Origin of the sequence: Caballeronia glathei (assembly GCF_000698595.1) — a bacterium.
GTDB lineage: Bacteria > Pseudomonadota > Gammaproteobacteria > Burkholderiales > Burkholderiaceae > Caballeronia > Caballeronia glathei.
Genome location: NZ_JFHC01000006.1, coordinates 28415 through 41553 on the forward strand (window position 1 = coordinate 28415; position 13139 = coordinate 41553).

Here is a 13139-nt window from a genome sequence, read left to right on the forward strand (position 1 = left end):
CGCCCCGCACGCTCACGCCGCGCCCTTCGACGCTGCCGCGCCCGTCGCATCGGCGCTCGCGGTGTTCGGTGGAAGCGGGCGCGGCGGCGGCGCATGGCTTGCGCCTGACGCGCCGGATTTGCCTGCATCCGGCCTCTCCGTCGCTCGCCCGGGAAAGATTGCTCCGACGAGCCGGTCGACGAAAATGAAGAACTTGTCCGACGCGTATCCCGCGACAAACGCGATAGCGAGCGGCGACACCTCCTTGCCGCCCTGCAACAGCTCGCTGAAGAGCCCGATCGAGATGCCGACGATGACCGCGCTCGTCACGTGCGCCCGATTCGCCACCTTCGAATGCTCCGGATGAAAGACGTTCGCCGAGGAATCGGCGCTCAGTTGCCGCAGGATCGCCGCGCACGCGCCGAGCCACGCGTAGAGCACGGGCAGCAGGAACCCGGTCACCGCGCCGACGAACGACAGGATGATGTCGTTCACATAGATCGCCATCGCGCGGATGTCCTGGTACACGGCGATCTTCTGGAAACCCTGCTCGACGGCGTTCTCGGGCGGGGCGGGCGGGCGCGTGTCGTTGGCTGCGGGACGGGGATTCGCGAGCAGCGGCAGCGTGACTTCGAGCAGTTCCCGCGCGACCGCCGGATTGCATTGCCAGTCATCGCTTGGCGTAACGGGCTGCGCGTTCGCATAGGTGATCGGAAAACCCGTCGGCGCCTTCTTCGGGCACGGCGGCTTGTACGGGCTGCGGACCTCCTCGAGCCCCACGCTGCGCGTGAGCGCGTTGATCCGCATGACGTCCGCGAAGAGCTGCCGGTTGTTCGTCGCGAATTGCTGAAGCTCCTTCTTGATCTGGAGCGCCGGCTGCGAGTTCTGCAAGGCGACGACCGCCGCGCTGCCTTTCCCCTTGGCTTCGGTGATTTCCACCGCGTGCGCCTGCAACTGGTTGTGCAGCGAGAGCGCGGCGGCGTCGTTGTTCTTCACGACGACGGAGATGTCAGCGGAAATCTGATTGACGACGAAGAGCAGGCACGACAGCGACACGACCAGAATCGTCAGGGCAATCGCCGAGCGCGTGTAGATCCTGATCGCACGGCGCGCGCCCTGGCGCGCATCGTCGCCTGCCGTTTCAGCGACGACCGGCGCGACTGTATGCGAAATCCGGCTCATCGCGGCGTAGAACGCGCCCTCGATCTCCGGGTTCCAGCTGTGGTTCTGCTGCGCGTCGCGCGCTTTCGACAGCGCTTCGACGTCGCCTGCCTCGAGGGTTTTGCCGTTCTGAGCCGCGTACGAGACCATGTCGCTGCAATGCCCGATGTCCTCGGCGGTCTTGCGCGCGGGATACTGCACCGCGGCGGCAATCCGGCTCATGGCCGGGTAGAACGCACCGTCGATGGCGCGGCCCCACTTCTTGCGATCGAGTGCCGAGCGCGCGTCACGAACCGAATCGACGTCGGTCTGTTCGATTGCCGTGCCGGTTTCAGCCGCACGCGACAGGAGCGCTTCGCATCTCGCCACGTCTTTTGCCACGCGGGGACCGGGATGGCCGTCGGGGTGCCCCGGATTGTCGGCGACGACGCCATGTGACGTTGAAATGCTCATGCCGGTCTCCTGCATCAAATGCCAATTCAAAATCGACTACGGAAACGCGTGACGAATGAAAATCCGCTGACGCATTTGTCAATTCGCGGTAATGGAGCGCCCTTCGACAGGCAAGCGATTGCTTGCATCGAATTGGAAACGGAAGGCATGACGTATCGAATCGGCAGGATTGCCCTGCATGCTGGATGCTGCGTGCGCGAGATGCAGCTCCCGGTCGATTCAGCGGCCCGCAAACGTTTGACGCCTGATTTTATGGGCTGATTTTCGAGTTCGTGTGAGCGCGATCGCACAGAAGAATGCGCGCGGCCGCCAGGCACCGTGAGAATGGCGGATTAAATCGATCGAATGATCGAATAAGCCGGGTTTTCAGGCGGGAAGGGAGTTGGAATAAGCGGATCAATAAATCAATCTAAGAAATACGGCGTGGTATTCCTTTTCGACTCGACGAATATTCGAAGGGGCGCGGCAAAAAAATGTTCCGGAAATGCGCTTCCCGCTTTGTCGGACAGATGCGTATTGTGCCGGGACTTTGGCGTGGAACGAGGCATCGGCAAAGGGGTCAAATAAGGCTCGTGCGCACGGGCAAGCCGGTTGGGATTCCAGCCCGATGCGCCGGACCTTCTGGAGCGAACCATGAAGAAGCATCTGATTGCGCTGTCGCTTGCCGCAACTGCCTTGTCTGCCGCGCCTGCTTTCGCGCGCGACGACGGTCCGCGCTTCGCGCAGGACCTGCTCGATGCGCTGGTGGCGCAGCATGCAGCCGCGAGCCAGAGCATCGCCGGGCATGCCGCGAAGGATTCTCCTACGCGCGCCGAGGAGGCTTCGGCGCCCCCGCGCGCGCATGCACCGTCGCCGGGCGCCGCTTCCTGATCCCGGCGTCTGACTGGGAAGACCGCAAGCGCGCGACGCTTGGCGTCCGCGCTTCGATGTCGGCGCTGGCCCGCCGACTGGCTCACTGCGCCTCGTCGTCCTTGTTCTTCTAGTCGTCATACCCCTCGCGGCAACGCTGAACCCCGGCTTCGCCTCGCTACCTCTCCCGCACGGCTACCGACAGGTATGAAATTTGCAACGGCCGCCCCGGGCGCGATCGGCTACGCGCGCCTCCGGTCATTCATCAAGCTCATCAGACACATGACAAGAAAAGCCATTTCGATAGCGGTGCTCGGCCTCAGTTGCCTTGCCGCGGGATGCGGCACGCTCGGGCCGAACCGCCTCAAGGCGGATCAGGTTGACTACGCGCGGGCGCTCGGCGACGCCAAGAAACGTGAAATTCTTGCCGCGATCGTCGGCCTGCGCTTCGCGGATTCGCCCGCGTTCCTGACGGTGAGCCAGATCATCGCGGCCTATACGTTCGATGCGACCGCCGGCTCGACGCTCAACGCCGGCTCGGGCAGCCAGCCGAATTACGCACTGGCGACAGGCACGGTGTCCTATTCGAACCATCCCACCTTCACGTTCACGCCGACGACGGGCGAAGCCTATGCGAGCGCCTACATCCGCCCGCTTGCGCCCACGCTCGTGCTGCCGCTCGCGGAAAGCGGCATGCCGATCGACCTGCTCTTGCGCATCACCGCGCAGTCGATCGGCGGCCTGCAGAACGGCACCGCGCTCGGCGGCCCGAACAACGCGGGCGCGCCCGAATTCTTCGAGCTGCTGCGCGTGCTCAGGCGCCTTCAGCTGGCGGGAGAGCTCAACATCGAGTCGCGCGACGAGGAGCACGCGAGCCGCGTCTACCTCACGATCGGCGCGACGACGAGCGGCACGTCGAAGGAAACCACGGAGAACCTCATGCGCGTGCGCAAGCTGCTCAAGCTCTCGCCGAAGACGAAGACGTACGAGATCGTGTACGGGCAGTCCGCGCAGCACGGCGACCGCATCGCGATGGTCACGCGCTCGGTGCTCGGGATCCTCACGGACCTCGGCGCGCAGGTGAACGTGCCGGCCGCGCAGATCGGCAGCGGCTCGACGAAGCCGACCATCGGCCTCATCGGCGGCGAGACGCGCCCGACGATCATCGTCGAGACGGGGGAGAAGGCGCCTGCCGACGCCTACGTGAACATCCACTACGGCCAGTCGGAGTACTGGATCGAGCGCAGCGACTTCGACTCGAAGTATGCGTTCACGGTCGTGCAGAACCTGATGGCGCTGGCCGAAGTCACGCAGAGCTCGAAGGCGCCGATCGTGACGATTCCCGCAAACTGATCGCGGCCGGCACGCCATCAGGGCGAGCCGGCCGTTCGGAGCACCGGCCGTGCGGCCAGCGCGGGATGACTGACGGGTGCGTTACCCGATTACTGCCCGAAATACACCGCTTGCGCAGCCGCCGGCGTGCCCGTGCGTACGGCCGCGCCCGTGCGGCCCGATGCGGACGAGCCGCCCGTGGACGGGCCATAGGAGACTGCCTGCGCCTGCGCGGTGACGTTCCCTTGAGCGACTTTCGCCTGTGCGGCCTGGATGTTCGCGGGGTACGCCGTGTCGTTCGCGTTCGGGTTGTAGCCGGCCTTTTCCAGTTGGGCAAGCTCGGCGCGCACCTGAGCGCGCGTGGGCTGCGCGTCCGATTGCTGCGCAAACGACAGGGCGGGGATGCTCAGGATGGCTGCGGCGGCGACTGCGGAAATCAGGGCTTTCATGACGACTACCTCCAATGGTTGTGTGCTTCGATGGATTGGAGTGTAGATACGTAATGAACGGGGATCATCCATCAATCGAGTGAATGATCTTTGTCAGGATTGAGATAATCGTAAGCGGGGAAGGCTTGGGCGGTCTTCCCACGATTTGGTGCGCGTGTGTCCTTTTTGACACTGTCACACGGCTGATTTTGCTTGCGTGCACAATATCTTCAGGCAAAACGGGCGCAACCGTTTGCGCAAATTGTTTTGTAAGCTTCAGTTGTGTCATCGTAGCGATGCTTTCGATTTCAGGTCATCACGCACGGACAAAACGGACCAAGCGGACTAAACGAACCAAACGGATTAAACGGATTAAACGGACTAAACGGGCAGCCGAACTTCGATGTGGATCGTCAGACTCGCGCTCAGGCGCCCGTACACGTTTATCGTTTTGTCCCTGTTGCTGCTGATCATCGGTCCGCTCGTGATCGTGCGCACGCCGACCGACATCTTCCCGAACATCGACATTCCGGTCGTAAGCGTGATCTGGTCCTACACGGGGCTCCCGCCCGACCAGATGGAGCGGCGCATCACGCTCAACTACGAGCGCGGGCTGTCGGTGGCGGTCAACGACATCGAGCACATCGAATCCGAATCGCTGCCCGGCATCGCGGTGGTGCGCATCTACTTCCAGCCGAACGCGAACGTCGACGAGGCGATCGCCGAAATCACCGCGCTCTCGCAATCGCAGCTTCGCTCGCTTCCGCCCGGCATCCAGCCGCCCAACATCCTGCGCTTCAACGCGTCGACCGTGCCGATCCTGCGGCTCGCGCTGTCGTCGTCTGAACTCACGGAGCAGCAGCTCTACGACTTCGGCAACAGCTTCCTCAAGACGCAGCTCGCCACCGTGCAGGGCGCCTCGGTGCCGCTGCCCTATGGCGGCAAGCAGCGCCAGATCATGGTCGATATCGACTCGCGCAAGCTCCAGGCCAAGAACCTCGCGCCAACCGACGTCGTCAACGCGATCAGCGCGCAGAACCTGATCCTGCCGACCGGCACGACCAAGATCGGGCCCACCGAATATTCGGTCGGGCTCAACGCGAGCCCGAACACGATCGAAGGGCTCAACGACATCCCCATCCGCACCGGCCCGAACGGCACGATCTATATCCGCGACGTCGCCCACGTGCGCGACGGCTTCCAGCCGCAGACCAACATCGTGCGCGTGGACGGCACGCGTGCGTCGCTCCTCACGATCAACAAGAGCGGCAATGCATCGACACTCGACATCGTCGCGCGCGTGAAGAAACTGATGCCCACGTTGCGCGGGCTCGTGCCGGAGTCGCTGAAGATCGAGCCCGTTTCGGACCAGTCGCTGTTCGTGCGCGCGTCCGTGTCGGGTGTGCTGCACGAAGCGGTGATCGCCGCGGGCCTGACCGCGCTGATGGTGCTGCTCTTTCTCGGCAGCTGGCGCGCGACGCTCATCATCGCCGTGTCGATCCCGCTCTCGATGCTCGCTTCCATCGTGATGCTTTCCGCGATCGGCGAGACCATCAACATCATGACGCTCGGCGGGCTCGCGCTCGCGGTGGGCATTCTCGTCGACGACGCGACGGTCGCCATCGAGAACATCAGCCAGAACCTCGAGCAGGGCAAGGAACTGGAGCAGGCGATTCTCGACGGCGCCCAGCAGATCGCGGTGCCGACGCTCGTCTCGACGCTGTCCATCTGCATCGTGTTCATACCGATGTTCCTGCTGACAGGCGTCGCGCACTATCTCTTCGTGCCGATGGCCGAAGCCGTGGTGTTCGCGATGCTTGCGTCGTACTTCTTCTCGCGCACGCTCGTGCCCACGCTCGCGAAATACCTGTTGCGCCACCACGAGCACATGGGCGGCGACGTGGCGTCGATGCGCGGCTCGCGCAACCCGTTCGTGCGCCTTCACCTCGGCTTCGAGCGGCACTTCGAGTCGGTGCGGTGGCACTATCGCGGCTTTCTCGAACGGCAGCTCGCGCATCCCGGGCGCTTCGCGCTGATCTTCCTCCTGTGCTGCGTGCTCTCGCTCGGGCTCGCGCCGTTTCTCGGCCGCGACTTCTTTCCGTCGGTCGATTCGGGCGAGATCGCGCTGCATCTGCGCACGCGCACGGGCACGCGCATCGAGGAGACGGCCGCGCTCACCGACCGCGTCGACCAGCGCATCCGTCAATTGATCCCGAAGAGCGAGGTCCGTTCGATCATCGACAACATGGGGCTGCCGGTGTCGGGCATCAATCTCTCGTACAACAACACGGGCACGATCAGTTCCGCCGACGCCGACATCCTGATCAGCCTGAACGACGGCCACCGGCCGACGGCCGACTATATCCGCGAGCTGCGCAAGCGCCTGCCCGAGGAGTTTCCGGGCGTGTCGTTCTCGTTCCTGCCCGCCGACATCGTGAGCCAGATCCTGAACTTCGGCGTGCCCGCGCCGATCGACATCGAGATCGTCGGGCGCGACGTGAAGGGCAACCGCGCGGTGGCGAACCGGCTGCTCGAAAAGATCCGGCGCGTGCCGGGTCTCGTCGATGCACGCATCCAGCAGCCCGCCGACCTGCCCGCGATCAACGTCGAGGTCGACCGCACGAAGGCGCTGCAGGCGGGCTTCACGCAGCGCGACGTCGCGAGCAACCTGCTCATCACGCTCTCCGGCAGCCAGCAGACGACCCCCACGTTCTGGCTCAATCCGGCCAACGGCGTGAGCTACAACGTCATCACGTCGGCGCCGCAGTACGACATGAACTCGCTGCAGTCGGTGGCGAACATTCCGCTCACGTCCGCGAACGGCAGGACGAACCTGCTCGGCTCGCTCGCGACGCTCTCGCGCGGCTCGCGCGAAGCGGTGATCTACCACTACAACGCGCAGACCAGCATCAACTTGTACGCCACCACCGAGCGGCGCGATCTCGGCGCGGTGTCCGACGACGTCGAGCGCATCATCGACGAGTTGCGCGGCGAACTGCCCAAGGGATCGAGCATCGAAATACGCGGCCAGGTGGAGACGATGAACGCATCGTTCAAGGGCCTCGCGTTCGGGCTGATCCTCGCGGTCGTGCTGGTGTATCTGCTGATCGTCGTGAACTTCCAGTCGTGGCTCGATCCGTTCATCATCATCACCGCGCTGCCGGGGGCGCTCGCGGGCATCGTCTGGATGCTGTTCCTCACGCACACCACGCTGTCGATCCCCGCGCTCACCGGCGCGATCATGTGCATCGGCATCGCCACGGCGAACAGCATTCTGATCGTGAGCTTCGCGCGCGCCGCGCTCGCCGAGCACGGCGACGCGGTGCGCTCGGCACTGGAGGCGGGCTACACGCGCTTTCGCCCGGTGCTGATGACCGCGCTCGCGATGATGATCGGCATGGTGCCGATGGCGATCGGCCTGGGGGAGGGCGGCGAGCAGAACGCGCCGCTCGGGCGCGCGGTGATCGGCGGGCTGATGGTCGGCACCGTCGCCACGCTGTTTTTCGTGCCCGTCGTGTTTTCGATGATCTACAGGCGGCTCGAAGCGCGCGGACGCGGCGCGCGCGGCGCCGCCACGCCGCAAGAGCACTGAGCCGCATTATCCGGAGCCGTCATGGAAGAGCAGGTACCGCACCGACCGATTCAATCGCGACGCACCATGATATGGGTGCTGCTCGCGGCGGCGGTCGTGCTCGCGCTGATCGCGCAGGGCATCCTATCGCGACGCGCGGCGCATGGCGAACTCGAACGGGACGTCGAGCGCTACAGCGTGCAGACCGTCGAAGTGATTGCGCCGATCCGCATGAAGGGGACGCAGGACCTCGTGCTCGCGGGCGACATCCGCGCGTTTTCCGATGCGCCGATCTTCGCGCGCACGAGCGGCTACCTGCGGCGCTGGACGGTGGATATCGGCGAGAAGGTGAAGAAGGGGCAACTGCTCGCGGAGATCGACGCGCCCGAAATCAACGACCAGTTGCGCCAGGCCCGCGCCGACGAGCAGACCGCGCGCGCGAACTATCTGCTCGCGAAGACGACCTCCGAGCGCTGGGTGCAGATGCAGAAGAACAATTCCGTCTCGCGCCAGGAGACCGATGAAAAGAACGGCGACATGCTCGCGAAGCAGGCGGCGCTCAACGCGGCGCAGGCGAACGTGTCGCGCCTCGAGCAGCTCGTGTCGTTCCAGAAGATCTATGCGCCGTTCGACGGCGTCGTCACCGCGCGCAATACGGATGTCGGCCAGTTGATCGATGCGGGCAGCGGCGCGGCGGGGCGCGAGCTGTTCCATATCCAGGATGCGACGACGCTGCGCGTGTTCGTCGACGTGCCGCAGTCGTATGCGCGGCTCGTGCATGTCGGCTTGCCGGCCGAGCTCGTGCTGACCGAGCAGGGCGATCGCAAGTTCGAAGGCGTGACGGTGCGCACCGCGGGCGCGGTGGACCCCGTGGCGCGCACGATGCGCGTTGAAGTCGACGTGAAGAATCCCGTTGGCGAACTGCTCGCGGGCGCCTACGCGCAGGTCCGCTTCAAGCTGACGAGCGAGAATCCCGGGCTGATGCTGCCGGGCAATGCGCTCCTCTTTCGTCCCGAAGGCGTGCGCGCGGCGACCGTCGACGCGAATGGCCGCGTGAAGCTCCTGCCGATCGTGCTCGGCACCGACTACGGCACGCGCGTGTCGATCGTGTCGGGCCTGACGGGCGACGAGCGCGTGATCCTGAACCCGCCCGATTCGATCATCGACGGCACTGAAGTGCGCATCGCGAAGTCCGCGCAGGGCGGCAAGGCGTCATGAAGCCGGCGCGCACGCTCGCTTGCGTTGTGATTTCGTCGGCGGCCCTGATGCTTGCCGGTTGCGCTGTCGGTCCTGATTATGTGCGGCCCGCCGTGAGCGTTCCCGAGGCGTACAAGTTCGCCGACCCGGCCGTCCAGGCCTCCGGCAAGGACTGGAAGCCCGCGCAGCCCGCTGACACAGAGCCGCGCGCGCCGTGGTGGGAGGTCTACGGCGACGCGCAGCTGAACGCGCTCGAACAGCAGGTGATTGCCGCGAACCAGACGGTCGCCGCGGCGGCCGCGCGTTTTCGCGGCGCGCGGGCCGCCGTCGCGCAGGCGCGCTCCGCGTACTTTCCGAGCGTCACCATGAATGCCGCGTTCAACCAGTCGCGGGTGTCGTCCAACGTGCTGTACAGCTCGCGCGCGGGCAAGACGGTATCCGATTATCTCGTCGACGCGCAGGTTTCGTGGGAGCCCGACCTGTGGGGACGGATATCGCGGGCCGTCGAGGGCGGCCGCGCGGAAGCGCAGGCGAGCGCCGCCGACTTGCAGAGCGCGATTCTCTCGATGCAGGCCGAGCTCGCGACCAGCTACTTCGAACTACGCGGCATTGTGGAGGAGGAGCAGCTGCTGCAGGAGACGCTACAGACCTACGAGAAGGCGCTCGCGCTCACGCGCGACCGCTTTGCGGGCGGCATCGCGGCCGAGTCGGACGTGGCTCAGGCCGAAGAGCAACTGAAGGCGACGCAGGCGCAGCTGATCGAACTGGAGACCACGAAGCAAAGCCTGATCAACGCGATCGCGATCCTGACCGGCCAGCCGCCTTCCACGTTCACGCTCGACGTGCCGCCCCTGAACGAGGCGAACGTGCCCAACCCCGGCGCCGCGCTCGAAGCGCTGCCGCTCGGCATCCCGTCGTCGCTGCTCGAACGGCGGCCTGACATCGCGGCGGCCGAGCGCCGCATGGCGGAGGCGAACGCGCAGGTCGGCGTGGCGACGGCCGCGTTCTTTCCGAATTTGCTGCTCGCCGCCACGGGCGGGCTGGAGGCGACCAACTTCGGTTCGTGGCTGATGGCGCCGAGCCGCTTCTGGTCGCTCGGGCCGCAGCTCGCTTTCACCGCGCTCGACTTCGGAGGGCGCGCGGCGGCACGGGAGGCCGCGCGCGCAGCCTACGACGAGAGCGTCGCGAATTACCGGCAGACCGTGCTGACGGCGTTCGGGCAGGTGGAGGACAACCTGAACGCGCTCAGGGTGCTGCGCCGCGAGCTCGATGCCCAGCGCGATGCCGTCGATGCGGCCCAGCGCGCGCTGAGCAAGATCAACAACCGCTACGAGAACGGCGCGATCACGTATCTGAGCGTGGTGGTCACGCAGGCCATCGTGCTGTCGGATCAGCGCACCGCCGTGGGCATCGAGCGCCGCCGCATGGCCGCGAGCGTCGCGCTCGTGAAAGCGCTGGGCGGCGGCTGGAGCGCAGCGCAGCTGCCGGGCGACGCCGAGCTGTCGCAGCGAGACTGACCGGGCGGTGCGGCGGCCCCTCAGGCGAGCGCGAGCGGCCGGCAGATCATGAAGTATTGCGAGCTCATCCACCACGGCACATGCGGCATCGGGCTGTGATGCACGGCGTCGATCGCGAAGCGCTGCCCCACGATCGTGCGCAGCTCCCTGAAGTCGAAGCCCTTGTGGGTCACGCGCAGGTTCGCGGGCCGCGGCACGCGTATGCCGACCATCGACTTCAGCATCTCGGCGGGCGAGTATTCCGACTTCAGCGTGCGCCCGCGAATCATCCAGTTCGACACCTTGGGGCCGATCGCGAGGCCGTACATGATCGGCACCGATATGACGAGCGCACCGCCGGGCTTGATGATGCGCGCGGCGTCGGCGAGCAGGGCGTCGAGTTCTTCGGGGTAGAGATGCTCGCAGACCTCGAACGCCGTCAGTGCATCGACGCTGCCGCGCGCGAGCTCGCCGAGCGACGCCGCATAGCTCACCTCGGCGAAGGCGGGCGTCACGTACGGGTCGTGGCCGATCAGCGCGAGATCGGGGCGCGCCTGTCCGAGCGTGTGAAGGAAGAAACCGGGGCCGGCGCCGAAATCGACCACCGTCGCGCGCTCGTCACACAGGCGCGTGACGAGCGAGACGGCCATCGTCATGCGCGAACGGTGCGCATAGCGCGCGAGGGGATTGGCCGAATTGACCGTCTGCCGGTCGTACGAGATCTCGCGCATGGATGCCTCTCACTTGTTGACGACGTCAAAACCGTGGCTTCGCGCTGCGAACAATTCGAACTATGCAAACAATGAGGACAAAAGCAAATGCGTCCCGGCGAGTGTGCCGGGGCGGGCCGCGCCGTGCAACGTGCACTGGTAGTCTCCGGCGGACTATCTCCTGCCAGCATCCGCCAACGCACGAAGCGCCGCGCCTCAGGGCACGTTGGTGCGCACGGTCGCGGGGTTCACCACGTTGATCACGCCGCCCCACATGCACATGCATTGCGAGAGGTTGTCGAGCGCGGGCAGGTTGCCGATCAGCACGGTAGGCGCGCCGGGGACCCACGGCGAAACCGTCGCCGGGACGCAGGGCATCGGCGCGAGCACGCCGAGCGCGGCGGTCGTGGCGGCGGCCACCGCCGGATTGGCGATCGACATGCACATGCCGAACGAGCCGATGTTCACGAGCGGCGCGTGATCCTGGATGGTGGCCGCGGGCGGTCCTTCGGCCGTCACGCGGTTCACGGGCAGCACGGCGAGGGTCGCCGGAGCGACGCCGAAGCTGCATCGAAGCATGGCGCCTGTCGTCACTTGCTGGGCCATCGGAAAGCTCCTTTTACGGGTGTGTGCCGCGTCCTATTCCGTCTTCCAGCCGAGCGAGCTGCACTGGCCGAGCATCGACTGCCGCGTGGGCAGCGCGCGCGTCGTGGCGAACCGGTTGTAGTCGGCGGCGACGAGCGGACGCACCTGCGCGGTGTTCGGCTCGGGGTCCGGCTCGTTCAGCACGCGATCGAGCGTCCAGTGGTTGAACTTCGACAGGTGCGAGATGACGCCGCCGTATTCCTTGACACTGTTGTCCATGTTCGCGCGGTTCGCCTCGATGCGTTTCGAAAAAAGCTCCGATTCTTCGGAGAACCCCGCGAGGTCCGCGATGCGCTTGCCGTTCGCGTGCTGCACGAGCGATTGCTGCTCGCGGCAGAAGATATTGTAGTCGTGCGATGCGGTGCGCACGGCGTCGCGGATGAGCGGCACGTCGAGGATCATCGACTTGCCGACGTACACGCCCGCCGCGATCAGCACGCATGCCGACACGAGCCAGTATTTCCATGCGCCGCGCCGCTGATAGTGCTCGATCGCCTTCTGGAATTGCAGGCAGCCCTGGTAGCGGTCGACGGGACTTTTCTGCAACGCGCGCCGGACCATCTCGGCGACGCGCTTGCCCACCTTCGGATTGAACGCGCGGGGATCGGGCACGGGGCTCGTGAGTTGCTGGGCCTGCACGGCCTGAAACGAGTCGCCCTGAAACGGCAGCCTGCCCGCGAGCATCTCGAAGAGCACGACGCCTGCGGAATACACGTCGGAGCGGTGATCGATCGAGCCGCTGTCCTCAAGCTGCTCGGGGCTCATGTACTCGGGCGTGCCGATGATGCGTCCCTCGGCCGTGCGCGACAGGCCGTCCGCTTGCAGGGCGATGCCGAAATCGGTCAGGCGGGCGCGCCCGCTCTTGTCGACGAGCACGTTCGACGACTTGACGTCGCGGTGCAGGATCGCCTTTTCGTGCGCGCAGTTGAGCCCGGCGAGCATACCGGTCATGATCGGGAGCGCCTGCTTTTCCGGCAGGCCCTGGCCGCCCTTGCTGTCGATGAGATCGCTGAGCGACGGTCCGTCCACGTATTCGAGGATCAGGAAATAGTCGTCGCCGACGTGGAAGTAATCGAGCATCTGCACGATGTTCGGGTGGTCGAGCTGCGCCTGATGCCGCGCTTCGTCGTAGAAGCGCTGCCTGAAGCTCGGGTCGTGTGTGAGCTCGCGCTTGAGCACCTTCACCGCGTACTTCTTTTCGCGTATCGCGACATTCTCCGCGAGATACACGCGGCCCATGCCGCCTTCACCGAGCTTCGCCTTGATGAAGAGATTAGAGCGGATGGTCTGGCCGATCAGGTGGTCGTCGTTTGGCATC

At 65.6% G+C, this 13139-nt stretch carries 11 protein-coding genes; 6 read left to right on the forward strand and 5 right to left on the reverse strand.

The features are described from left to right. Nucleotides 1-12 precede the first annotated feature (12 nt). Complete coding sequence (locus BG61_RS06315; RefSeq protein ID WP_232256089.1) at nt 13-1593, reverse strand: hypothetical protein; 1581 nt, start codon at nt 1591-1593, stop codon at nt 13-15. 48 nt (nt 1594-1641) lie between these two features. On the opposite strand from BG61_RS06315, the gene BG61_RS41770 reads away from it, so the two are divergent. From BG61_RS41770 to BG61_RS06325, 3 genes are all read left to right on the forward strand, one after another. Beyond that, nucleotides 1642-1854: a hypothetical protein gene (locus tag BG61_RS41770; protein WP_129572116.1), complete on the forward strand. Its 213-nt coding sequence runs from the start codon at nt 1642-1644 to the stop codon at nt 1852-1854. A 372-nt stretch (nt 1855-2226) separates the two neighbouring features. After that, a complete protein-coding gene (locus BG61_RS43210) occupies nt 2227-2463 on the forward strand; it encodes a hypothetical protein (RefSeq protein WP_051672317.1) in 237 nt (78 codons plus the stop codon). A 261-nt stretch (nt 2464-2724) separates the two neighbouring features. Beyond that, a complete protein-coding gene (locus BG61_RS06325; RefSeq protein WP_035930638.1) occupies nt 2725-3795 on the forward strand; it encodes a hypothetical protein in 1071 nt (356 codons plus the stop codon). Nucleotides 3796-3884: 89 nt separating this feature from the next. Here BG61_RS06325 and BG61_RS06330 read toward each other — a convergent pair whose 3' ends face one another. Continuing rightward, nucleotides 3885-4223: a DUF4148 domain-containing protein gene (locus BG61_RS06330; RefSeq protein WP_035930252.1), complete on the reverse strand. Its 339-nt coding sequence runs from the start codon at nt 4221-4223 to the stop codon at nt 3885-3887. A 382-nt stretch (nt 4224-4605) separates the two neighbouring features. On the opposite strand from BG61_RS06330, the gene BG61_RS06335 reads away from it, so the two are divergent. Genes BG61_RS06335 through BG61_RS06345 form a run of 3 tightly spaced genes read left to right on the forward strand, consistent with a single transcriptional unit; the run spans nt 4606 to nt 10487 of the window. Beyond that, the gene (locus BG61_RS06335) at nt 4606-7794 is read left to right on the forward strand and encodes an efflux RND transporter permease subunit (protein WP_035930251.1); all 3189 of its coding nucleotides are present in this window, start codon (nt 4606-4608) and stop codon (nt 7792-7794) included. 21 nt (nt 7795-7815) lie between these two features. After that, complete coding sequence (locus BG61_RS06340; protein ID WP_035930247.1) at nt 7816-8991, forward strand: efflux RND transporter periplasmic adaptor subunit; 1176 nt, start codon at nt 7816-7818, stop codon at nt 8989-8991. Continuing rightward, nucleotides 8988-10487 carry an efflux transporter outer membrane subunit gene (locus BG61_RS06345; RefSeq protein WP_035930244.1) on the forward strand — a complete coding sequence of 500 codons (1500 nt, stop codon included), beginning with the start codon at nt 8988-8990 and terminating at the stop codon, nt 10485-10487. Before BG61_RS06340 ends, BG61_RS06345 begins: the two co-directional genes overlap by 4 nt. A 20-nt stretch (nt 10488-10507) precedes the next feature. Here BG61_RS06345 and BG61_RS06350 read toward each other — a convergent pair whose 3' ends face one another. The 3 genes from BG61_RS06350 to BG61_RS39150 all read right to left on the reverse strand — a co-directional run bounded on the left by BG61_RS06350 (nt 10508) and on the right by BG61_RS39150 (nt 13138). After that, on the reverse strand, nt 10508-11197 hold the full coding sequence (locus BG61_RS06350) for a class I SAM-dependent methyltransferase (RefSeq protein ID WP_035930241.1): 690 nt from the start codon (nt 11195-11197) through the stop codon (nt 10508-10510). Between the two features lie 195 nt (nt 11198-11392). Then, a complete protein-coding gene (locus tag BG61_RS06355; protein WP_035930238.1) occupies nt 11393-11782 on the reverse strand; it encodes a DUF4280 domain-containing protein in 390 nt (129 codons plus the stop codon). A gap of 33 nt (nt 11783-11815) precedes the next feature. Further along, complete coding sequence (locus tag BG61_RS39150; protein ID WP_051672318.1) at nt 11816-13138, reverse strand: serine/threonine-protein kinase; 1323 nt, start codon at nt 13136-13138, stop codon at nt 11816-11818. Between the last annotated feature and the right edge of the window lies 1 nt (nt 13139).

Coding starts and splice junctions, on each gene's coding strand:
- BG61_RS06315 (WP_232256089.1), bottom strand. CDS start 1,593: ATGAGCATTTCAACGTCACATGGCGTCGTCGCCGACAATCCGGGGCAC.
- BG61_RS43210 (WP_051672317.1), top strand. CDS start 2,227: ATGAAGAAGCATCTGATTGCGCTGTCGCTTGCCGCAACTGCCTTGTCT.
- BG61_RS06325 (WP_035930638.1), top strand. CDS start 2,725: ATGACAAGAAAAGCCATTTCGATAGCGGTGCTCGGCCTCAGTTGCCTT.
- BG61_RS06330 (WP_035930252.1), bottom strand. CDS start 4,223: ATGAAAGCCCTGATTTCCGCAGTCGCCGCCGCAGCCATCCTGAGCATC.
- BG61_RS06335 (WP_035930251.1), top strand. CDS start 4,606: ATGTGGATCGTCAGACTCGCGCTCAGGCGCCCGTACACGTTTATCGTT.
- BG61_RS06340 (WP_035930247.1), top strand. CDS start 7,816: ATGGAAGAGCAGGTACCGCACCGACCGATTCAATCGCGACGCACCATG.
- BG61_RS06345 (WP_035930244.1), top strand. CDS start 8,988: ATGAAGCCGGCGCGCACGCTCGCTTGCGTTGTGATTTCGTCGGCGGCC.
- BG61_RS06350 (WP_035930241.1), bottom strand. CDS start 11,197: ATGCGCGAGATCTCGTACGACCGGCAGACGGTCAATTCGGCCAATCCC.
- BG61_RS06355 (WP_035930238.1), bottom strand. CDS start 11,782: ATGGCCCAGCAAGTGACGACAGGCGCCATGCTTCGATGCAGCTTCGGC.
- BG61_RS39150 (WP_051672318.1), bottom strand. CDS start 13,138: ATGCCAAACGACGACCACCTGATCGGCCAGACCATCCGCTCTAATCTC.